Genomic DNA, 22,718 nt, shown 5'->3' with positions numbered 1-22,718 from the left:
CCGAGAGGAACAGGACCGCTCATGGCCAAGAACCAGGACAACTCGCCGCCCGGCACCCGGTGGGGGCGTGCGGTCGTCGTCGGCGGCGGTTACGCCGGGCTCGTGACCGCGAGAGTCCTGGCCGATCACTTCGCCGAGGTGCTCGTCCTGGAGCGCGACCCGGTGGCCTCGGACACGGGGGTGCATCCCCACGTCCCGCAGGGCTACCACGCGCACGCCATGCTCGCCCGGGGCGGCGAAGCGCTGGAGGTGCTGTTCCCCGGGCTGCGGGCGGAGCTCGCCGAACTGGGCGCGCCCGTCTTCGACTACGGCGAGCGGATCAGCTTCCTGCTGCCGACCGGCTTCGCGCCGACCGCGAAGGTCGGTGTGTCCATCCAGACCTTCACCCGCGACGAGCTCGAACGGCGCCTGCGACACAGGGTGTTGGACCTGCCGACCGTACGAATCCTTTCGGCGACCCGCTGCGAGACGGTCACGTCCGACACCCCCGGCCGCCTGGACCGGGTGCGCTACCGCACCGACGGCGCCGACGAATCGGTCGACGTCACCGCCGACCTGGTCGTCGACGCATCGGGCCGTGCCACGTCCGTCGACCGCTGGCTGGCCGACGCGCGGCTGCCGGTGTCCGCCAAGAACACCATCAAGGCGAAGATCACCTACACCTCCGCGTGCTACGAGCGCCCGCCGGGGGACACCCAGGACTTCGACGTCGCCTACCAGATGGCCTTCGCGCCCGGTGTACCGCGCGGCGGGGTGATCCTCGCCGTGGAGCACCACCGCTGGATGTGCTCGCTGCTCGGCGTCGACGAGCACGTGCCGCCCACCGACGACGAGGGCTACCTCGACTTTGCCCACAGCCTCGGCAACCCCCGGCTCGCCGAACAGATCAAGCGCGGCACCCGGCAGGGAGAGATCCACCGCTACACCAACCCCGGCAACGAATGGCGCCTGCACCACAAGAACGCCCGCTGGCCGGAGCGCCTGATCGCGGTCGGCGACTCGCTGTGCGTGTTCAACCCGGCGTACGGACAAGGCCTCACGGTCGCCGCCCTCGAAGCGGAGCTGCTCGGCCGCCTGCTGCGCGACCGCCGGGCCGACGCGGCAGGACTCGACGGCCTCAGCCGTGCCTACCAGCGCGCAGCGGCCCGTGTCATCCAGGTCCCCTGGACGATGGCCACCAGCTCGGACCTGATGTGGGCCCCCGCCGGCCAACCGCTGTCGGCCCGCTTCGCCCACTGGTACAACCAGCATGTCTTCGCGCTGGCCGTGCGCCGCCCGGACGTATGGGCCCGCTTCGTCAGGGTCCTGAACATGTCGGCCCCACCGTCCCTGCTGTTCCGCCCGGCGGTCCTCGGCAAGGTGGTGCGCCGCGCGCTCACGCGGCGACGGAACTGAACCGGAGGCAGGGGCCAACCATCCGGGCGGTTGGGCCTGCCGGGGCGAGACGATGTCCTCCCGGTTCCCGACGATTCGCCAGGTTCGCGGCCGCGCGGCGACGGCTCACAGGCTGCGGACCAGTGCCGCGAAGGCCGATTCGTCGCGGAACTTGCCGTCGGCCCAGGTGTCCACCACCTTCTTGAGCGCCGCCTTCTGCCGTCCGTTCGGCTCGGACGGCAGTGCCGCGGGGACATCGGGTTCCTTCGGGAGCAGTCCCGCTTCCTTGAGGTGGCCGATGAGTTCGGTGAAGTGCCGGCCGCCGTGGGCCCGTACCGCGTACAGCGCCTCGTCGAGTTCCCGCTCCTCCTTCTGGACGATCGTTTCGGGCGCGTGAATGGCCACGTCGAAGAGGTCGCTGGGGTCGTCGGCGATGCCTTCGATACGGCTGACGAGTTCCTTCTGCACCTTGTCCGCGAAGGCGATCAACGGCTTGATGGTCGTATTGCGGCCGAAGACGCGTTCCCGGTCGGGGGTCAGCTTGTCCACGCGCTGCGCGTATTCGGCGAGGGCCGGGGCATAGAGGTTCGCGTCCACGTCGAAGTCCTCGGGAATGTAACGGACATGCTGCTTCGGCGGGCCCTTGTATCCCTTGGCGAGGCTTCCGATGTACTCCAGCTTGCCCACCGGTGCCTTGTTCCGGATGTGGGAATTCCTCTGGATCCAGGCGTCGAGCTGCTTCTCGTACTCGGGCCAGATGCTCCCGATCACGATGTTCACCTGCGTGATGCGTTCGTGCCAGGTCTTGCGCCAGTCGTCCTCGGTGACCGCGTCGTGGATCTCACGGGTTCCCGAGCCGGGGCGGGCATAGGCCTGACTCAACTGGCCCAGTTGGGCGCGGAGTTCGTCGGCCCGCTCCTCCACGAACAGCTCGAACTCGACCTTCTCCGCCTCCATGGCGTACAGGTCGTTGTTGAGGTCGCGGAACGCGGCCTTGTACTGCTTGGTCCGCGCCTTGATCTCCTTGGTGAAGCGGTGCCGCATTTCCAGGTCGTACTTCTTCGCCGCGGCGTCGTACGTGTCGGGGCTCTCCTTGCGCAGATGCGTGCACCAGCTCTCCAACTGGTTGAAGGCGTGCCGGAACCGGTCCACGATGGGGGCGTCCTCGACGCGCGCGCCCGCCATGTGGACGCCGACTTCCTCTCCCGTGGCATCGGGGTCCACCGCGGCATTGCGATGGGTGTTACCGAACTCCTCGAATTCCGAACTGCCGACCGCCGCGCCGTCCGTCTCGACATTGCGCAGCTCCGCGCCGAGTGCACGATCCTTGCGCTTCTCCTTGCGCTCTTTCCGCTTCGTTCCGTTGCCGGCCCTTTGTACGGGTGCGGAGTCCTGGGCGGTGCCTTCCGGCGAGGGACGTCCACCCGCGTGCGCGGCGGAACGGCGCACCGTCGAGGGTGCCTCGCTCATGACCCGCTTCGCTGTCGCCTCCGCCTCCCGTTCGAACCGGTCGGAGGGGTCGGACACCTTGAGGCCGGAGCCGTCTTCGGTGCCGGCGACGGGGCCCTGGCGCTGCTGGATGACGTGGGTCAGCTCATGCGCGAGCGTATGGCCGTCGCCTCCGCCCTCGCCGATGACGACGTGGCTGCCCGAGGTGTAGGCCCGTGCGCCGACCTCGGCGGCGGAGGCCTTCGCGGCGCCGTCGTCGTGGATGCGTACGTCGGAGAAGTCCGCGCCGAGCCGGGTCTCCATGTCGGTGCGGGTGGCGTCGTCGAGGGGGCGTCCCGGCGCGCGGAGGACGTCGTGGACGGCGGAGCGCTGGACCGGGGCCGCGGTGCGCTCGGGCTGCCGGTGGCCGCAGTCGGGGCCGTGCCGGTGTCGGTCCTCGGACCGGTCCTGATCCGTGCCCTCGGCCCAGGCGTGGCCGGACTGGCGGAGCAGTTGGACGACGGCGGTGTTGCCGACCGTGTCCTGCAGGCCCGGCAGGCCGTGCAAGGGCTGGGGCGGGGCCGGCTTGCGGGCGGGGGCGCGGTCGCCGTCGGCCCTGGTGGCTGCGACGTTCTCGTGATCGTGCAAGGGAGCTCCTTGTGACGCGGTTCGTCGGCTCCTTCTGCATACGCCGCGGGGTGCGGTCGATACCAGGTACGGGCGGGCACCATCGACTGACCGGAGGGGCAGGGCCGCCTCTTGACCTGCGTGGCCGCAGCCACTAACTTCCGGTAATCGCCGACCCACGACTGCCGAAAGGAGGCGACCAGCGGATGTACACCAGCTCTGACCTCGGTCGCCTCGCCCAGTGCACGGTCTGGGTTCCGGGTCGTATCGCGCACGGCTGCTGAGCACGCCGTTCTGACGTGCCCCTCCGCGGCACGTTCCGGGTTTCCCGTCACCACCTTCCGGTACGCCGCTGTTGCGTGCCGTATCGCGGGGCCCGCCCCTCTCGCGCGGCGTGCCCGAGCACAGAAAGTTTCTCGACATTGGCGAACATGCCTGACATTGGCGAACACGATGAACCGACCGATCGCGTACCGGACCGAGGGCCTGTCATGACAGCGGCGCGGATCACGGTCAACGGGAAAGAGACACCGCTCGCACCGGCCGCTCCCCACACCACGGTGCTGGACTTCCTGCGCGAGCGTGGCCTCACCGGCACCAAGGAAGGCTGCGCCGAGGGGGAGTGCGGGGCCTGCTCGGTGCTGGTGGCCCGGCCCGGGGTGAACAAGCCCACCGACTGGGTGGCGGTCAACGCCTGCCTGGTCCCGGCCGCGGCGCTGGACGGGCAGGAGGTCATCACCTCCGAAGGCCTCGGCACCGCGGGCGAACCCGGCACGTCGCCCTCCCTGCACCCGGTGCAGGAGGAGATGGCGGTCCGCGGCGGCTCCCAATGCGGTTACTGCACACCGGGGTTCATCTGCAGCATGGCCGCCGAGTACTACCGGCCGGACCGCTGTGCCCGTGCGGATGCGGATGCGCACGGCGGCGCGGACCCTGCCGACGAGGCCCACGGCGCGGACCCTGCTGGTGCGGCCCACGGCACCGACGCCGAACACGGTCCGAACGGCTTCGATCTGCACGCGCTGAGCGGCAACCTGTGCCGCTGCACCGGCTACCGTCCGATCCGCGACGCCGCGTTCGCCGTCGGGGAGCCCACCGACGAGGACCCCCTCGCCCGGCGCCGCGAGCAGTCCCCGCCCGCGCCGGTCGCCACCGAATACACCCAGGACGACAGCGCCTTCCTGCGGAAGGACACCCTGGCCGAGACGCTGCGGCTGCTGCGCGAGCGGCCCGACGCGGTCGTCGTCGCCGGTTCCACCGACTGGGGTGTGGAGGTGAACATCCGCTCCCGGAGGGCGAGTTGTGTCGTCGCCGTCGACCGGCTTGCCGAACTCCGTGAACTGCGCGTCGAGTCCGACCACATCGAGATCGGCGCGGCGCTGACGCTCACCGAGATCGAACGCCGTCTCGACGGTGGCGTCCCGCTCCTCGCAGAGCTGTTCCCGCAGTTCGCCTCACGGCTCATCCGCAACGGCGCGACCCTCGGCGGCAACCTCGGCACCGGCTCGCCCATCGGCGACAGCCCTCCGGCGCTGCTCGCCCTGGAGGCCTCGGTGGTGCTCGCCGACGCCGACGGCGAGCGCGTGATCCCGCTGGCGGAGTACTTCACCGGCTACCGGCAGAGCGTGCGTCGCCCCGGCGAACTGATCCGTGCGGTCCGCATTCCGCGGCCGCTGTCGCGGGTCACCGCCTTCCACAAGATCGCCAAGCGGCGCTTCGACGACATCTCCAGCGTGGCGGTCGCCTTCGCGCTCGATGTCGAGGACGGGGTCGTACGCAAGGCACGCATAGGCCTGGGCGGCGTGGCCGCGACGCCGATCCGCGCCCTGGCCACCGAGGCGGCCCTGGAGGGCAAGCCGTGGTCGGCGGAGAATGCGGAGGCCGCGGCCCGGGTACTGCGGGGCGAGGGCACGCCGATGGACGACCATCGCGCCAGCGCCCTCTACCGTTCCGCGATGCTCGGCCAGAGCCTGAGGAAGCTGTACGCGCAGACCACCGAGGCGGTGTCGTCATGAGTCAACTGTCCCAGCGCCCCGAGAAGCCCGTCGTCGGCGTCTCGATGCCGCACGAGAGCGCCGCCCTCCACGTCACCGGCACCGCGCTCTACACCGACGACCTGGTCGCCCGCACCAAGGACGTGCTGCACGCCTACCCGGTGCAGGTCATGAAGGCCCACGGTCGGATCACCGCGCTGCGCACCGGGGCCGCGCTGGAGGTGCCCGGTGTGGTCCGCGTCCTCACCGGTGCCGACGTGCCCGGCGTCAACGACGCCGGGATGAAGCACGACGAGCCGCTCTTCCCCGACACGGTCATGTTCTACGGCCACGCGGTCGCGTGGGTGCTCGGCGAGACGCTGGAGGCGGCCAGGCTCGGTGCGGCGGCCGTCGAGGTGGATGTCGACGAACTGCCCTCCGTGGTCACGCTGCAGGACGCGATGGCGGCCGACAGCTTCCACGGCGCCCGGCCGCAGATGGTGACCGGTGACGTGGACGCCGGCCTCGCCGACTCCGCGCACGTGTTCACGGGGGAGATCCAGTTCTCCGACCAGGAGCACTTCTACCTGGAGACGCACGCGGCCCTCGCCCAAGTCGACGAGGGCGGGCAGGTGTTCGTCCAGAGCAGCACCCAGCACCCGTCGGAGACCCAGGAGATCGTCGCCCACGTACTCGGACTGCACAGCCACGAGGTGACCGTGCAGTGTCTGCGGATGGGCGGCGGATTCGGCGGCAAGGAGATGCAGCCGCACGGCTTCGCCGCCGTCGCCGCGCTCGGCGCCAAGCTGACGGGACGGCCGGTCCGGCTGCGGCTCAACCGCACCCAGGACCTCACCATGTCCGGCAAGCGGCACGGCTTCCACGCCCAGTGGCGGATCGGCTTCGACGCCGACGGCCGCATCCGGGCCCTGGACGCCACGCTGACCGCGGACGGCGGCTGGAGCCTGGACCTGTCCGAGCCGGTGGTGGCCCGCGCCCTGTGCCACATCGACAACACCTACTGGATCCCCAACGCCCGCATCACGGGCCGTATCGCCAAGACCAACAAGGTCTCCAACACGGCCTTCCGCGGCTTCGGCGGCCCGCAGGGCATGCTGGTGATCGAGGACATCATGGGCCGGTGCGCGCCACGACTCGGCCTGGATCCCATGGAGTTGCGGGAACGCAACTTCTACCGGCCGGGCCAGTCGACGCCGTACGGACAGCAGGTCACCCAGCCCGAGCGGATCGCCGCCGTCTGGGAGAAGGTCCAGGAGAACGCGGGCATCGCCGACCGCAGGCGTGAGATCGCCGCCTTCAACGCCGCGCATCCGCACACCAAGCGGGCGCTGGCGGTCACCGCCCTCAAGTTCGGCATCTCGTTCAACCTCACCGCCTTCAACCAGGGCGGCGCGCTGGTCCTGATCTACAAGGACGGCTCGGTCCTGATCAACCACGGCGGCACCGAGATGGGCCAGGGCCTGCACACCAAGATGCTGCAGGTGGCCGCGACCACGCTGGGCATCCCGCTGCACAAGGTGCGCCTCGCCCCGACGCGGACCGACAAGGTGCCCAACACCTCAGCCACCGCCGCCAGTGCCGGGGCGGATCTCAACGGAGCTGCGGTGAAGAACGCCTGCGAGCAGCTGCGCGAGCGCCTGCTTCAGGTGGCCGCGACCCAACTGGGGTCGAGCGCATCGGACGTACGCATCGTCGAGGGCGTCGCGCGCGCCCTGGGCAGCGACGCCGAGCTGGCCTGGGACGACCTGGTGCGCACCGCGTACTTCCAGCGGGTCCAGCTGTCGGCGGCCGGTTTCTACCGGACCGAGGGGCTGCACTGGGACGCGAAGACGTTCCGGGGCTCGCCGTTCAAGTACTTCGCCCACGGCGCTGCCGCGGCGGAGGTGGAGGTGGACGGCTTCACCGGCGTGTACCGCATCCGGCGGGTGGACATCGTGCACGACGTCGGCGACAGCCTGTCCCCGCTGATCGACATCGGTCAGGTCGAGGGCGGCTTCGTGCAGGGCGCGGGCTGGCTGACCCTGGAGGACCTGCGCTGGGACGCGGGTGACGGTCCGCACCGCGGCCGCCTCCTCACCCAGGCCGCGAGTACGTACAAGCTGCCGAGCTTCTCGGAGATGCCCGCGGAGTTCAACGTCACGCTCCTGGAGAACGCCTCCGAGGAGGGTGCGGTGTACGGCTCCAAGGCGGTGGGCGAGCCGCCGCTGATGCTGGCGTTCTCGGTACGGGAGGCGTTGCGGCAGGCCGCGGCCGAGTTCGGGCCGAGCGGGGCGGTCGTCGAACTGGTCTCGCCCGCGACGCCGGAGGCGGTGTACTGGGCGATCGAGGCGGCGCGCGAGGGCGATGCCGCGGAGAACGGCCGGGCCCGTGAGCGGGGTCGCGAGGGGTCTGCCGTCCGGAGCGACGCCGTCCGGACCGACGCCGTCCGGACCGACGCCGTCCGGACCGACGCCGTCCGAACCGACGTCGACCGAACCGACGTCGACCGGCCTGGCGTCGACCAGACCGACGCCGAAGCGCTGAGCGGTGCCTGACATGACATGGGTCGCCGCGGTCGCGCGGTTGCGGGCGCGCCGGGAGTCCGGCGTCCTGGTGACCGTCGCGACCGTGCGCGGCCATGCCCCGCGCGAGGCCGGCGCGAAGCTCGTCGTGGGGCGGAGCGAGACTTGGGGCTCGATCGGTGGCGGCAACGTGGAGGCCGTCGCGATCGACCGGGCGCGGGAGATGATCGCCGCGGCCAAGCCGGAACCGGAGCTGATCGACTTCGCCCTGAACGACAAGGTGACCAACCAGCACGGCGTTCAGTGCTGCGGCGGCACGGTCTCGGTACTGCTCGAACCGCTGCGGGTGGTGGGGTCGGTGGCGATCTTCGGCGTCGGGCACGTCGGCCTGGAACTGGCGCGTATCCTGGCCCGCCAGGACCTCGACCTCCATCTGATCGACTCCCGCGCGGACATGCTGACCGATGAGCGGCTCGACGTGCTGGCGACGGACGCGGTGGCGCAGGTGCACGTGCATCACACGCCGCTGCTGCCCGAGGAGGTCCTGGAGGAACTCCCGCGCGGAACCCACGCCTTGATCATGACCCACGACCACGCCGAGGACGCGGCCCTGTGCGACGCGGCCCTGCGCACCAGCCACCTCGGCTCCATCGGCCTGATCGGCTCGGCGGCCAAGTGGTCACGCTTCCGCAAACGCCTGTCCACCGAGGGCGGCCACGACGAGGCGACCGTCGCCCGCATCAAGACCCCGATCGGCCTGCCGGACATCACGGGCAAGGAGCCCGCGACGATCGCGGTGAGTGTGGCGGCGGATCTGCTGCGCATCTTGGAGGGCGAGGCGGCCTGACGAGGCGAGGCGGTCTGACGAGGTGAAGTGGTCTGACGAGGTGAGGTGGCGCCTCTCGGCGCGAGAACCGTGGACTGTGCACGTGGGCGGTGACCTTGCTGTCGGCGACGGAGCCGGGGCCATCGCGTTCCCCGCATGATCAGCACGAACAGCGTCACCACGCCCGCCCCGGTCAGGGCGGCCGTCCCCAGCCCCGGATACTTCAGTGCCGCAACGGTGCACAGCCCCCACAGCATGAGCAGTACCAGAGCGCGCAGCGTGATGTCCTCGTTCACCCGAGTCCTCCAGCTCGATGAGGTCGTTCCCTGGCGTGGCTCGGACGGTGAAGGGACGCTGCTCTGTCGGCCCGGTGGTTCCTTGCGTTCCTTGCGTTCCTTGCTGTTCGCCCGCGCTTCACGGGCTCGTCATGGCATTCTCGTGCACGCCGGATCCGTTCCGGCGCCGGTGGCGATCGTCGTGCTCGGCTGTGGGTCCGGAGGTATCCGTGCGGTTGAGCGTGCTGGACGTCGGGTCGAAGACGGCGCGTCTGGTCGTGGCCGATGCCCAAGGCGGGGTGCCGTTGCCGGTGCACACGGCCAAATGGAAGCTGGGGCTCTCCGAGCATGTGCGGCCGTGCGGGCGACTCACCTCCGAATCCATGGACCTGCTGGCCGAGGCAGTCGCGCAAGCGGGGGATGAGGCGCGGCGCCAGGGCGCGGAGGAGCCGCTCGCCTTCGCCACGGCGGTGATCAGGGACGCGGTGAACCGCGATGAGGTCCTGCGCAGGGTCCACGAGGCCACCGGTGTGCGGCTGCGTGTCATGTCCGGCGAGGTCGAGGCGGAGCTGACGTTCCTCGGGGCCCGGCGGTGGATCGGCTGGCAGGCAGGCCCCCTCGCGCTCCTGGACATCGGGGGCGGTTCGCTAGAGGTGGCCTTCGGGCGCGGCCGGCTCCCGGACTTCGTCAAGTCCCTGCCCCTGGGCGCCAACCGGCTCACCCGGGAGTACCTCAGCGGGCATGCCGACCCGCCGACCGGCGACCAGGTCAAGGCGATGCGCCGGGCGGTGCGGCACCGCCTGCGGGACGTGGCCGCCCGTATCCGCTGGGAAGGGCCGCGGACGGCGGTGGCGACCTCACGTACCTTCCAGCAGTTGGCGCGGCTGTGCGGGGCGGAACCCGGACGCCACGGGCCGTTCGTGACCAGGACGCTGCGCCGCTCCGACCTCCGGGAGGCCGAGGGCCGGCTGTCCGAACTGCCTGAGGCCGAGCGGGCCAGGCTTCCGGGCATCTCCGCGCCGCGCGCCGCGCAGAGCCTGGCGGGAGCGGTGGTCGGGCGCACCGCGATGAAGTTGATGGACCTGGACGTCGTCACAATCTGCCCGTGGGCGATCCGTGAGGGCATTCTGCTGCGCCGCATCGAGGACGGCGCGGATTGGTGGACGGCGATGGACCGGGCGGAGCCCTCGTACGACGCGGAGCCCTCGTACGACGCGGAGTCCCCGTACGACGCGCAGCCCCCGTACAACTCCGTGTCGTTGCGGGTGGCCGGTCGCGCGGAATCCACGACTTCTGGCGGGGACGCGGGACAGGGCTCGCGATCACCGAGACGGTCGGGCACCGGAGAGACCGGCGGCACTGATGGCTCCAGCGGCACCGGCGCCGCCGCGGTCATGGGCGGAGGGGCTTTCACACAGACCTGACCCTCACCCGGGGCGGAGTGACGCGACCTGCGGGCAGGGAGGGGCGCTTCGGCTCCCGTACTCGTACCCGTATCCGTCCCCGTGGCTGCCTTCGCCTCCGCTGCGTGAGAGGGAACCGCTGGCCTGGTCCAGGACTCCCCGGTGATACTCCCGTGCATGGCCTCGACCCAGCAGCTCGCGCGCGTGTCCCCGCGGTACCTCGAACAGTGCCGTGCGGCGGTCCCGCGCCGCTGCCAGTGAGCGGGAGATGGCGATGGTGGCCTGGGCCGACTGAGCAACCGGCCAGGGCAGGTACAGTCCGCGCGAGGAGTCCACGCTCGGCGGCCTGCCACAGCGTCCCGCTCCTGTCCCCCAACCGGCAGTTGGTCGGGGTGATGTCCACGCACCACTGTGAACCGCTCGAAGCCCTCACCGCGGCACAGGCCGGAGCCCTGGACGAAACGGCCCAACTCCTGGGCGCCTGGCTGTTCTGGCACAGCCGCGTACACGTCCTCGACGCCCTCGAACACCTCCACCGCCGCGCCACCGCCGAAGGATCGGTCCGCCGCATCCACCGCCCACCCCGCCCCGGTATCAGCTGAAGGCGCAGAAGGAGCTGGAGGATGTGAAGGGTCTTGACACGTCTGGAGAGCTCTCTAAATTTGGAGTGCTCTCCAGATTTCGCTCTCCAGATTTCGGTGAAGGGGCGTGCGTATGCGGGTGGTCCAAGGAGGGCTACGTGAGCACCGCAAGGCCGAGCGGCGGGTCCGGATCCTCGAGGCGACGCGTGAACTCCTGCGGGAGAGCCCGGAGTCGGTGATCAGTACGGAGCGGATAGCGGAGAGGGCGCAGGTCTCCCCGGCCACCGTGTACAACCTGATCGGGCCGCGGGAGAAGATCTGGGAGGCCCTCGCCGCCGGGTTCATGGATGAACTCGACGGCCGCTTGGCGGGGTTGGGGGACGTCGAGCCGCGCGAGGTCGTCAGGTCCACCGTCCAGCTGTTCGTGGACGACCCGGTCGTGTCGCGGCGCATGGTGCGCGAGTGGGAGCAGAGCGGCCTCGTCCTCGACCGCAGTCCCCTCACCCAGCTCCGCCAGGCGTTGGCTGAGGCACGGTCAGAGGGCCTGCTGCGCGCAGACATCGACACCGACGCGCTGGCCTCCGCCATCGGCACCTCGTGCGTGGGCGCCCTGCATCAGTGGGTCGCCGCCCTCATCGACGACGAACGGTTCTACCGGCGAGCTCTGTTCGCGCTGGACGTCGCGCTCGCCGCGGCGGCCGCGGACCCCCGCCGTGATCAGCTCCTCGCCCCGCTGCGCACCCGGGGCACGGCATGACGGCCGGTGCGCCGCCACGCTCCCAGGTCTTCGCGGGCCACGACGGGATGCCCCTCACGGCGGATGTGTGGGGAGAGCCCTCCGCGCCGCCCCTCGTCCTGCTGCACGGCGGCGGCCAGACACGGCACGCCTGGGACCGGACCGGCCCTCGGCTGGCCAGGCTCGGGTGGCGGGTCATCGCCCCGGACCTGCGCGGGCACGGAACGAGCGCGTGGTCGGCCGACGGCGCCTACGACCTCGACCTGTTCGCCGGGGACACCCGCGCGCTCGTCGCCGTGCTCGGCGACCGGCCGGTGGTCGTCGGAGCCTCGCTCGGAGGTCTGAGTTCACTGCTGGCCGCCGGAGAGGCGCCCCGGGCGGCGATCCGCGCGCTGGTGCTCGTCGACGTCGCCCACCGGCCGGACCCTCAAGGGGCCCGCAGGATCGTCGAGTTCATGCGTGGCCGGCCGGATGGGTTCTCCAGCGTGGGGGAAGCCGCCGCGGCGGTGGCGGCCCATCTGCCCCACCGTCCACGCCGGGACGACCCCGAGAGGCTGCGGAACAACCTGCGACGCCGCGGCGACCGCTGGGTCTGGCACTGGGACCCGCGGCTCCTGGACAGCTTCGAGGGCCGGACGGACCCGCCCGGCATGGCGGAGCGCCTCCTCGACGCCGCGCGCCGCACCGACGTACCGATCCTGCTCGTCCGCGGTGGGATCAGCGACGTCGTGCGCGAGGACATCGCGGAGGAGTTCCGCGACAAGGTCCCCAACGCGCGACGCGTCGATGTCGCCGACGCGGGGCACATGGTGGCGGGCGACCGGAACGAGCACTTCATCGATGCGATCGTCCCGTTCCTGGAGGAGACGCGGGCCGGCCGCTGACCGGGCCGGGCGCACGGCGCCGCCGCTATCCACTCCAGGGAGTGCTGGACACCGGTGAAGTTGCTCTGCGCGGGACAGGCGAGCAGCCCGCGCCGGTGGGCCCCGCCGCGCCCCCGCAGGGTGCCGGACCGCCGTGTGCGCGCCGACAGGGCGGCCGTCAGGCTGTGTTCGTCCATCAGAAGTTCCGGCGCGCCCACGGGTACGTACGTACGCGGAGACGGTGCCCCGCAACCCCGTCCGCACCCGAGCGGACGGGGTTGCGGGGCGCGCGGGTTCAGGAGGTCTGGGCCTTGTCGTACAGGGCCTTGGCCTCATTGCCGAAGTACGGGCCGAACATCCGGTTGGGCAGGAAGACGTAGCCGAAGCTGTTCACCGACGCCTGCAGGCCGGTGCCCGCGGACTCGTTGAACGAGGTGAACCAGGGGCCGCCGCTGGAGCCGCCGGTCATGTTGCAGCCGAGGCCGTGGTCCTTGGTCATGCCCAAGGGGTCCCTGCCCGCGGTGCCGCTGCAGTAGATCAGTTTCTTCCCGTCGTACGGGGACGCGGCGGGGTAGCCGAAGGCGTACATCGCCCTGCCGTAGGCGCCGTTGAACTCCAGCCCCTGCGCGCCGACCGTCTCCGCGAGCTTCTTGCCGTTCAGCGGAGCCACGACGGCCGCTCCGACGTCGTAGCTGATGTCCTCCCGCGCCGCCCACTGGTCGGTGGCGAGGGTCTTGGTGGCGGACCACTGGCCGTAGGGCGCCTGGCCGTCGTTGTAGGCGGGGACGAAGACCCAGTTGGTGTGCCAGGCGCCCTTGTACTTGACGCAGTGCCCGGCGGTCAGGACGGTCGAGCCGTTCTGGCTGGTGACCGAGGAGCCGGAACAGGATGCCGTACGCCCGTCCATGGTGAAGAACACCCGCCCCGTGGTCTTCGCCACGGCGCCGTTGCCCGTCCAGGGGCCGCCCGGCTGGGGGATGGCGGTCGGGGAGACGACGCTTCGTTCCGCTCCGGGAGTGGGTGCGTCGAGTGCCTTCAGGGCCTTCGCCCCGGAGCGGGAGAGGTCCAGGTCGAGCGGTGTGGCGTCGCGCATCCGCTCCGCGGTCCAGAATCCCTTGGGCGCTTCGCGCTGCTGGAACGACGTGCTGGGGGCGGGAGCCGGAGCGGCGCCCGCGGTGGCGGCCGTGAGGGATGCGGTCAACAGGCTGCCGATGGCCAACAGGATTGCTGTGGCGGTGCGTTGGTGTCTCACGCGTGTCTCCTTCTGCCGCAGTGGGGACTGGCCGGGCCAGGCTGTGCGGTGCGGATCGACGTGCGAGGGGAAGCGTGCACGCATTGTCAGGGGCCGGTCAATACGCTTATCCGCCGCCTCTGCCGGAGCAGGTGCGGCGGCGGCCCGATCGGGCCGCCGCGGACCACGTTGACGTGCCCGTGCTCATGAGGCCGTCTTCGCCGTGCGCCCCTCGACCCAGGCGTGGAGCGCCGACGCGGTCGTCTCCGCGTGCTCCCGCATCATCGTCAGGTGGTCGCCGGGCACGTCCACGACGTCGTGCCTGGTCGGCCAGGACGTCCGCCAGTCGTCCCGGGAGGCCGCCATGGCGGGTGTGGGGCGCGACGCGCGGATCAGGAGCGTGGGTGTGGCGATCGGCTCGGGGGACCAGTCGAGGAAGAGCCGGTTGTAGGCGCCCGTCGCGGCCAGGGTGCCGTCGTCGGGGCCGGTCAGGTCGCTCCCGTCGGTGTTGCTCCGGCCCGTGTTGCTCCGGCCCGTGTTGCTCCGGCCCGTGTCGCTCCCTCCGGTGTCGCGCGGAGGTGGGGCGCCCAGGGAGAGGAGCCAGTCCTTGCCGCTGTTGTCCGCGGTGATGTGGTACGTGTCCAGCAGCACCAGACCGGTCGGTGCCCGGCCCGTGCTCTCCAGCCGATGGGCCACCAAGTGGGCCACATTGCCGCCCGCCGAGCGTCCCACGATCACGAAGGGGCCGTCCCCGACGTGCCGCAGCACGCTCTCGGCCTGCGTATGGGCGAGAGCGGCGAGGTCCTCCGGCACGGCGGTACCGGCGCCGATGCCGGGGTGCGGGAACTCCAGGGTGGCCAGGTCGTCCTGGAAGGCGTTCCGCAGTGCGGTGTGGAAGCGGGGGAACTCTCCGCCGGGCGACGCGAACGACGGGTGGTACGCGGGGAAGTGGACGATGGTGGGCCTGTCGGAGCCGGGGCGGCCGTGGGAGCGGCGGAGCGGCGGCAGCGCGTGCTCGTGGCCTTGAGCGGCCGTGAAGGTGGGCAGTGCCCAGGAGGCGGTGACGAGCAGGTGCATGGCCGCCACCGGTTGTCCTGCGGCGCTGACCGCCCGGAACAGCGAGGAGAGGGTGTACGCGGGCCGATCGGCCGATGCCGCCCCGGGGGCGGCATCGGCCGCGCCGTCCGGCGGGCCCGCGGCGGTCGTGTCTCCGTCCGGGAGGTCGAGCAGGTGGCGCGCCAGTTCCTCGGCCGTGCGGTGCTCGAACACCACCGCCACCGGCAGCCTGACCGCGAGCGCCGTACTCAGCCGGTTGCGCAACTGCACGGCGGTCAGCGAGTCGAAGCCCAGCTCGGCGAGGGACCTGCCGGCCGGGAGTGCCTCGGCGTGCGGGTACCCGAGCACCTCGGCCACGACGGCCCGCAGCAGGTCGACGAGCGTCGACTCCCGCTCTTCCGGCGGTAGTCGGGACAGTCGCTTCCGCCAGGCTCCCGCCGCAAGGACCTGATCGGAGCCCGATCCGGAGCCGTCTCCGGCGGGCGTCTTCGCCGCGGTCGGACGGACTCGGCGGATCAGTCCGCTCAATGGTGGAGGGAGCAGGCCCGCGGCTGCCCTGAGGGCGGCCCGGTCCAGCAGGATCGGCGCCAGTACCGGCTCCGTCGAGCGCAGGGCGGCGTCGAACAGGGCGAGGCCCTGCCGCGTGGACAGGGGCACGAGGACCTCACGTGGCCGGGGGCGCCGTCCGGCCCGGCCGGAAACCGGCCCCGCCGCCATGCCGCCGGTGTGCTCCCAGGGGCCCCACGCCAGCGAGACCGTCGGCAGTCCTTCGGCGGCGCGGCAATGGGCGAGGGCGTCGAGGAAGGCGTTCGCGGCCGCGTAGTTGCCCTGACCCGCCCGGCCGAGCAGGCCGGAGACGGAAGAGAACAGGACGAACGCCGACAGCCCCATGTCCCGGGTCAGTTCGTGCAGATGCCAGGCCGCGTCGGCCTTCGGCCGCAGCACGGCCGCCATCCGCTCGGGCGTCAGCGAGTCCAGTACGCCGTCGTCCAGCACCCCGGCGGCGTGCACCACGGCGGTCAGGGGCGGTTCGCAGCGCTTGACCACCTCGGCCAGCGCCGCGCGATCGGCCGCGTCACAGGCGACGACGTCGACATCGGCGCCCAACGCCGCCAGTTCGTCGCGCAGTTGCCGGGCTCCCGGCGCCTTCGGGCCGCGGCGTCCGGTCAGCAACAGCTGCCGCACGCCGTGTTCGGCGACCAGGTGGCGTGCCACCTCCGCGCCCAGCGCGCCGGTGCCTCCGGTGATCAGCACCGTGCCGTCCGCGTCGAAGGTCGTCGCCTCGCTTTCGGAGGGAGAGGTGCGGGCAGCGGTCAGGCGCGGAACCGTCACTCGCCCTTCTCGTAGGCGCAGTTGTGGCTCACCGGTGGCGACGGCCGCGGCCAGCAGGCGCAGTGACTCGGGCCGCCCGTCCACGTCCACCAGGACGACACGGCCGGGCAGTTCCGACTGAGCCGCACGCACGAGGCCCCAGACCGCCGCACCCGCCAGGTCCGGCACGGGGGCCGTGGCATCCCGCGTCACCACCACGAGCCGTGAGCTCGCCGCCTCCGGATCGCCCTGCCAGTCCTGCAGCGTCCGGAGCATCCTGGCTGTCAACTCATGTGCTGCAGCAAGTGGTTCGGAGTCGGTCGTGAGGGCGGTGACGGCTACGAACTCGGGGTGCGCGGCGGTGGACAGGAACGCGGCAAGGTGCAGGTCGTCGGGACCTCGTACGGTCCAGGCGTGAGCGTCGGCCCCGTCGGCCCCGTCAGTGTCGTCAGGGAGTTCGAGGGCGGCCCATTCGGGGTGCAGCAGTGACCTTCGTACGAAGTCGTCGGCTCCGTCCCCCGCCACGCCGCCCGCCATGTCGCGCTGGGCGACGGGGAGTTCCCTGGTGGTCAGTGAGTCCACGCGTGCCACGAGCCGACCGGCCGGGTCGGTGAGGGTGAGCGAGAGCGTGTCCGTGCCGGTCCTGGTGGACCGCACGCGCAGTTCCGTGGCTCCGGAGGCGTGCAGGCTCACGCCGCTCCAGGCGAACGGCACGCGGACCGTATCCGTATCCGTGTCCGTGGCCGTCTCCGTGTGGGGCGGCGCGGCGAGCACCCTCGCGTGCAACGCCGCGTCGAACAGCGCCGGATGGAGCCCGAAGCGGCCCGTTTCCGAGATGTGCGACGCGGGCAGGCGGACCTCCGCGAAGACGTCGTCGCCGCGCCGCCAGACCGCGTCGACCCCCTGGAACGCGGGGCCGTAGGCGAGCCCGGCGTCGGCGAGGGCGGCGTACCCGTCGGTGAGGTCCAGCGCGTCGGCGTCCTGGGGTGGCCACTGAGCCGGTTCGGCCTCCGCCGCATCGCCCTGCGGCGCGTGCCCCCGGCCCAGGTGTCCGGACGCGTGACCCAGGTGGCCGGTCACATGTCGGGTCCACGGCAGGTCCTCGGCGGACTCCTCCGGCCGGGCGTGGATGTCGACCGGTCGGCGGCCCGTGTCGTCCTGACCGCCCACCACGACCTGGACGCGTACGGCCGCGCAAGGAGGCAGGGCGAGCGGCGACAGCATCACCAGTTCGTCGACCGTCCCGCAATCCACCTCGTCACCCGCCCGCACGGCCATCTCGACGAACACCGTCGCCGGCACGATCACCTTCCCGGCGACGACGTGGTCGGCGAGCCAGGGGTGGGACCGAAGGGACAACAGCCCGGTCAGGACGGTCTGTTCCGTGCCCGGCACCGGAAAGGCCGGGCCCAGGAGGGCCGGGGCGTCGCCGAGTTCCGTGCGGTGCGCGTCCAGCCAGTACCGCTGCCGCTGGAAGGCGTACGTCGGCAGGTCCACGCGCCGCGCCTCGGAACCCGCGTACACCGCTGCCCAGTCGACGGCGACTCCGGCCACATGCAGGCGCGACACGGCCGACAGGAGCGTCTCGGGCTCGTGTTCGCCGCTTCGGGTGGCCACGGCGAGCACGGAGCGGCCGTCGGGCACATCGGAGCGGCCCTCGGACGCATCGGCCAGACAGTCGGTGGCCGCCGCGCTGAGAGCCGGTCCGGGGCCGAGCTCCAGATGGGCCGAGACCCCGTCGTCAGCCAGGCAGCGCACGGCATCGGCGAAGCGCACGGGCAGCCGGGCGTGCCGTACCCAGTACTCCGGCGAGCACAGCTCCCCGGCCTCGGCGGGCCTGCCCGTGACGGTGGAGACGATCGGGATGCGCGGCGGATGGAAGGTCAACTCTGTCGCGATGCCGCGGAATTCGTCGAGCATCGGGTCCATGAGGGGTGAGTGGAAGGCGTGGCTCACACGCAGCCGTACGACTCTGCGGCCACGCCGCTCGAAAGCGGACGCGACCGTGAGCACCGCACTCTCCGCGCCCGAGATCACCACCGAACGCGGTCCGTTGACGGAGGCGACGGACACCTGCGGTCCGAACTCGACCTCGTGCGGCCCGAACTCGGCCAGCTGTGTGTCCGGCTCGGCCGCCTCCGTGTCCGACTCGGCCATCCGGGACCCGAACTCGGCGATCGCCGACAGGACTTCGTCCTCGCCCGCGTCGAGCGCCATCATCGCGCCGCCGTCGGGCAGGGCCCGCATCAGCCGACCGCGAGCGGCGACGAGCGTGGCCGCGTCGGGCAGGTCGAGGATGCCCGCGACATGCGCCGCGGACACTTCGCCGACGGAGTGCCCCACAAGGCGGTCGGCGCGCACACCCCACGACTCGAGGAGCCGGAACAACGCCACCTCGAAGGCGAACAGTCCGGCCTGAGTGAAGTCCGTGCGGTCCACGAGTGCCGCTTCCGGCGAGCCCGGCGTCGCGGAGAGCACCGTGCTCAGCGGCTGCGGGAGGCGGTCGTCCAGGGCGCGGCACACCTCGTCGAAGGACGCGGCGAAGACCGGGAACGCGGCGCGCAGTTCGGCGCCCATCCGGGGACGCTGTGCGCCTTGTCCGGTGAACAGGAAGGCCGTACGGATCCTCGGGTCCGCGAGGCCTTGGACGACTCCCGGAGCGTTCCGCCCCTGTGCGAGTGCGCTGAGCGCGTCCAGCAGCGCTGCCCGGTCCCTGGTCGGCACGAGCGCCCGATGGGTCAGGGCGGAGCGCGACACGGCGAGCGAGTGGGCGACGTCGGCGGTCAACAGGTCGTTCCGGTCGGCCAGTTCGGACGACAGCCGTCCTGCCTGGGCGCGCAGCGCGGGTGCGTCGGCGGCGGAGAGCAGCAACGGGACGGGTGTCGAGTGCGGCCACGGGTCGGGTGTGGAGTGCGGCCACGGGTCGGGTGTGGAGCGCGGTCGCGGATCGGATGCGGAACACGGCGGCGGACCGGGCAACGCCGCGGCGCCCTCCCGGCGGGCCGCGGCCTCGCCCCTCGGCGCCTCCTCCAGGATCACATGCGCGTTGGTCCCGCCGATCCCGAAGGCGGAGACCCCGGCACGCCGAACCCGGTCCGTGGTCGGCCAGGGCCGGGCTTCCCGCAGCAGTTCCACCCGGCCCGACGACCAGTCCACTTGGGGTGTCGGGGAGTCGGCGTGGAGGGTCCGCGGCAGCTCGCCGTGGTGCATGGCCTGCACCATCTTGATGACACCGGCGACCCCGGCGGCCGCCTGGGTGTGCCCGAGGTTGGACTTGACGGAGCCGAGCCACAGCGGCCGGTCGCGGTCCTGACCGTACGTGGCCACGACGGCCTGCGCCTCGATGGGGTCGCCGAGACGGGTGCCCGTGCCGTGTGCCTCCACCGCGTCCACGTCACCGGTGCGCAGCCCCGCGTCCGCGAGGGCCTGCCTGATCAGTCGCTGCTGCGCGGGGCCGTGGGGCGCGGTGAGGCCGTTGGACGCGCCGTCGGAGTTGACCGCGGACCCGCGGAGCACGGCCAGGACCGGGTGACCTGCCCGCCGCGCGTCGGACAGCCGCTCCAGCAGGACGAGCCCCACACCCTCGGCCCAGGCCGTGCCGTCGGCGGCCGCCGAGAACGACTTGCAGCGCCCGTCCGGCGCAAGGCCGCGCTGGCGGCTGAAGGCGACGAAGGGCTTCGGCGTCGCCATCACCGTGACCCCGCCGGCCAGCGCCAGCGAGCATTCCCCGGAGCGCAGCGCCCGCGCCGCCCAGTGCAGCGCCACCAGCGAGGAGGAGCACGCGGTGTCGACCGTGATCGCGGGACCGCGCAGCCCGTACACGTACGAGATCCGGCCGGAGGCCACGCTGCCCGTCGAGCCCAGGCCCAGGTGCGCCTCCAGCTCGTGGCGGTCGGGCAGTCGGGTGGCGTAGTCGGCGTACATCATGCCGACGAACACGCCCGTGTCGCTCCCGCGCAGCGACGCCGGGACGATCCCTGCCCGCTCCCAGACCTCCCAGGACGTCTCCATGAGCAGCCGTTGTTGCGGGTCCATGGCGAGCGCCTCGCGCGGTGCGATGCCGAACGGGCTCGCGTCGAACTCCGCGGCCCGGTGCAGGAATCCGCCGTGCCGGGTGTACGAGGTACCGATCCGGTCGGGGTCGGGGTCGTACAGGGCGTCCAGGTCCCAGCCGCGGTCGGCCGGGAACTCCGTGACGGCTTCCCTGCCCTGCGACACCAACTCCCAAAGATCCTCGGGGGATTCGACATCACCGGGGTAGCGGCAGGCCATCGCGACGATCACCACGGGATCGTCGTCCTCGAGGGAACGGCCCGGCGCGCCGTGCGAGCGCGGGTACCCGGCCGGCTCGCCCTCGAAGAGCGTGACGCACAGATATCCGGCCACTGCGGCGGGCGACGGGTGGTCGAAGACCAGCGTCGCGGGCAGGCTCAGTCCGGTCAGGGTGGCGAGGCGGTCCACCAGCTCGACCGCGCCCACGGACGTCATGCCGAGATCGACGAACGGGCTGTCCGCGGCGGGTGGTTCGCCCGGCACGCGGCGGCAGATCTCCGCCGTCTCGGTGAGCACCGTCTCGCTCAGTGCGCGCTCCCGCTCGTCGGGCGCAAGGCCGAGGAGCCGCTCGCGCAGAGCGGTGCCGGTCGTGACCGGGGCGGCCGGGGCAGGGGCGACCAGCCGGTGCCGGGCGATCTTTCCCGAGGCGGTGCGCGGGACGGCGTCGATCTCGTGGATGCGGGTGGGTACTTTGTGGTCGGCCAGCCGGGTACGGCACTCGGCGAGCACCTGCCGCGCGTCGACCCCGTCCGGGCCCGGCACGACGAAGGCGACCGGCACCTCGCCGAGTACGTCGTGCGACGCACCCACGACCGCGGCGTCCGACACTCCGGGGCACTGCAGCAGCGCCTGTTCGATCTCCGCCGGGTGGATGTTCTCGCCGCCGCGGATGATCAGTTCACTGACGCGGCCGGTGAGCCGGAGATGGCCGTGCTCGACGAGGCGGCCGAGGTCACCGGTGCGGTACCAGCCGTCCCGCAGTGCGGCGGCCGTCGCGTCGGGTCGGTCGTGGTAGCCGGTCATCAGGTTCGGCCCGCGCACCCAGACCTCGCCCTCGGCCCCGTCGCGGACGTCCTCGCCGCTCTCCGGGGCGACGACGCGAACGTCCACGCCCGGCACGGACGGCCCGCAGGACCCCTCGACCCTCGGCCCCTCAAGGCGGTTCGTCGTGATCAGACCGCAGGTCTCGGTGCTGCCGTAGGCGTCGAGCAGCGGCGCCCCCAGGCTCTCCTCGACGGCCGTGCGCAGCGCGGGGCCACTGGGCGCACCGGCCACGAGACACATCCGCAGAGCGTGCGGCATCTCGCCAAGACGGTCGGGGGATTCGCGAGAGCCGAGGGCACCGGGGGAGCCGGAGGAGATGGGGGAGTTGGGGGAGTTGGGAGAGTTGGGGGAGTTGGGGGAGCCGACCAGCCGGTGGTACGTCGCGGGCACCCCGGCCAGCACGGTGAACGGCCCGCCGAGCCCCTCGTGCGCTGTGTGCAGCTCCCGCCGCAGGCCGCCCGGCGCCGGCAGATCGCCGGAGATCCACGCGCTCGCGCCCACGGCCGTGACGCCCAGGAGGGCGAGCGAGTGGCTGAAGCTGTGGAACAGCGGGAGAGGCCAGAGCAGCCGGTCGTCGGGGGAGAGGCCGAGGACCGGGGCGTAGCAGGCGGCCACGGACCACAGCGCGGCCCGCTGTGTGGACAGCACGCCTTTGGGCCGGTGCGTGGTGCCGGAGGTGTAGAGCATCCAGGCCGGTTCGTCCAGCCCGAGCAGGTCGATCTCGGCGGCGCTGCCGTCGCGCTCGGCCGCACTGTCGTCGCTCCTGGCCGCACTTTCGAAGAGTTGCGCGCCGTCCGGGGCGGGGCCTGCCCCGGTGACCAGCACGCCCCAACGGCCGAACGGTGTGCCCGGGCGCCGTAGTTGTGGGAGGTGCGCGGTGTCCGTGATGACGAAGGCGGCGCCGCTGTCCTGGAGGAAGTGGACCAGCTCGGCATCGGAGGACCGCGGATCGAGCGGGACGCCGACAAGACCGGCCCGCAGCACGCCGAGGCAACTCTCCACCGTCTCCACGCAGTTGCCGAGACGGATCGCTACCCGGTCGCCGCGGCGGAGCCCTGTCCGGGTGAGGTGCGCGGCCAGCGCGCGGGTGCGGCGCTCCAACTCGGCGTAGGTGACACGGCGCGAGGAGTCGGCGTAGGCGACCCGTTCCGGCGTGCGCTCGGCGTGGCCCTTCAGCAGCTCCGCCACCGGCCGGATCAGCTCGTCACGCCTCATGTTCCCGCCTTTCATGTCCCTTGCCATGCGCTGTGGTTGAGCCTACGTGGACGCGTGTCCGCTCCGTTCGTCCCGACGCCCTGGGTGACTCGTCCCGACGCCCTGGGTGACTCGTCCCGACGCCCTGGGCGGCTGGTCCCGACGCCCTGGGCGACGGTCGGGAATCGGCCATCCGGAAACGTCCCGTAGCGGACCTGATG

At 72.0% G+C, this 22,718-nt stretch carries 10 protein-coding genes and 1 pseudogene; 8 read left to right on the top strand and 3 right to left on the bottom strand.

Annotated features, from left to right (window positions below; translation table 11 throughout):
* Positions 1 to 21: 21 nt before the first annotated feature.
* On the top strand, positions 22 to 1,395 hold the full coding sequence (locus AB0B50_RS29520; RefSeq protein ID WP_362338491.1) for an FAD-dependent monooxygenase: 1,374 nt from the start codon (positions 22 to 24) through the stop codon (positions 1,393 to 1,395).
* A gap of 105 nt (positions 1,396 to 1,500) precedes the next feature.
* Here AB0B50_RS29520 and AB0B50_RS29515 read toward each other — a convergent pair whose 3' ends face one another.
* A complete protein-coding gene (locus tag AB0B50_RS29515) occupies positions 1,501 to 3,450 on the bottom strand; it encodes a DUF4157 domain-containing protein (protein WP_362338488.1) in 1,950 nt (649 codons plus the stop codon).
* Positions 3,451 to 3,920: 470 nt separating this feature from the next.
* Between AB0B50_RS29515 and AB0B50_RS29510 the strand changes: the two genes are divergently transcribed.
* The 7 genes and pseudogenes from AB0B50_RS29510 to AB0B50_RS29480 all read left to right on the top strand — a co-directional run bounded on the left by AB0B50_RS29510 (position 3,921) and on the right by AB0B50_RS29480 (position 12,629).
* Positions 3,921 to 5,444 carry an FAD binding domain-containing protein gene (locus AB0B50_RS29510; protein ID WP_362338486.1) on the top strand — a complete coding sequence of 508 codons (1,524 nt, stop codon included), beginning with the start codon at positions 3,921 to 3,923 and terminating at the stop codon, positions 5,442 to 5,444.
* Entirely contained in the window at positions 5,441 to 7,957 is a 2,517-nt protein-coding gene (gene xdhB, locus AB0B50_RS29505; RefSeq protein ID WP_362338483.1) for a xanthine dehydrogenase molybdopterin binding subunit, read from the top strand. The genes AB0B50_RS29510 and xdhB overlap by 4 nt, the downstream gene beginning before the upstream one ends.
* A gap of 1 nt (position 7,958) precedes the next feature.
* On the top strand, positions 7,959 to 8,771 hold the full coding sequence (xdhC, locus tag AB0B50_RS29500) for a xanthine dehydrogenase accessory protein XdhC (RefSeq protein ID WP_362338480.1): 813 nt from the start codon (positions 7,959 to 7,961) through the stop codon (positions 8,769 to 8,771).
* 484 nt (positions 8,772 to 9,255) lie between these two features.
* Positions 9,256 to 10,296: pseudogene (locus AB0B50_RS29495) on the top strand (Ppx/GppA family phosphatase); the annotation flags it as partial.
* A gap of 527 nt (positions 10,297 to 10,823) precedes the next feature.
* Positions 10,824 to 11,030, top strand: coding sequence for a hypothetical protein (locus AB0B50_RS29490; RefSeq protein WP_362338478.1), 207 nt, complete (start codon positions 10,824 to 10,826; stop codon positions 11,028 to 11,030).
* Between the two features lie 112 nt (positions 11,031 to 11,142).
* Positions 11,143 to 11,766, top strand: coding sequence for a TetR/AcrR family transcriptional regulator (locus AB0B50_RS29485; protein WP_362338475.1), 624 nt, complete (start codon positions 11,143 to 11,145; stop codon positions 11,764 to 11,766).
* Entirely contained in the window at positions 11,763 to 12,629 is an 867-nt protein-coding gene (locus tag AB0B50_RS29480; RefSeq protein WP_362338473.1) for an alpha/beta hydrolase, read from the top strand. The genes AB0B50_RS29485 and AB0B50_RS29480 overlap by 4 nt, the downstream gene beginning before the upstream one ends.
* 274 nt (positions 12,630 to 12,903) lie before the next feature.
* On the opposite strand, the gene AB0B50_RS29475 is transcribed toward AB0B50_RS29480, so the two are convergent.
* Positions 12,904 to 13,860, bottom strand: a complete 957-nt coding sequence (locus AB0B50_RS29475; RefSeq protein ID WP_362338470.1) for a peptidase — start codon at positions 13,858 to 13,860, stop codon at positions 12,904 to 12,906.
* A gap of 183 nt (positions 13,861 to 14,043) precedes the next feature.
* A complete protein-coding gene (locus AB0B50_RS29470) occupies positions 14,044 to 22,518 on the bottom strand; it encodes a type I polyketide synthase (protein WP_362338467.1) in 8,475 nt (2,824 codons plus the stop codon).
* Between the last annotated feature and the right edge of the window lie 200 nt (positions 22,519 to 22,718).

It is taken from the genome of Streptomyces sp. NPDC041068, assembly GCF_040647455.1.
Classification (GTDB): Bacteria; Actinomycetota; Actinomycetes; order Streptomycetales; family Streptomycetaceae; genus Streptomyces.
The sequence above is the reverse complement of the archived record's forward strand: the minus strand, read 5'-3'. Positions and strand labels throughout refer to the sequence as shown.

Bases quoted from the DNA above. Each gene is read 5' to 3' on its own strand.
- AB0B50_RS29480 (WP_362338473.1), top strand. From the start codon at position 11,763: ATGACGGCCGGTGCGCCGCCACGCTCCCAGGTCTTCGCGGGCCACGAC.
- AB0B50_RS29510 (WP_362338486.1), top strand. From the start codon at position 3,921: ATGACAGCGGCGCGGATCACGGTCAACGGGAAAGAGACACCGCTCGCA.
- xdhC (WP_362338480.1), top strand. From the start codon at position 7,959: ATGACATGGGTCGCCGCGGTCGCGCGGTTGCGGGCGCGCCGGGAGTCC.
- AB0B50_RS29470 (WP_362338467.1), bottom strand. From the start codon at position 22,518: ATGAGGCGTGACGAGCTGATCCGGCCGGTGGCGGAGCTGCTGAAGGGC.
- AB0B50_RS29485 (WP_362338475.1), top strand. From the start codon at position 11,143: ATGCGGGTGGTCCAAGGAGGGCTACGTGAGCACCGCAAGGCCGAGCGG.
- AB0B50_RS29520 (WP_362338491.1), top strand. From the start codon at position 22: ATGGCCAAGAACCAGGACAACTCGCCGCCCGGCACCCGGTGGGGGCGT.
- AB0B50_RS29490 (WP_362338478.1), top strand. From the start codon at position 10,824: ATGTCCACGCACCACTGTGAACCGCTCGAAGCCCTCACCGCGGCACAG.
- xdhB (WP_362338483.1), top strand. From the start codon at position 5,441: ATGAGTCAACTGTCCCAGCGCCCCGAGAAGCCCGTCGTCGGCGTCTCG.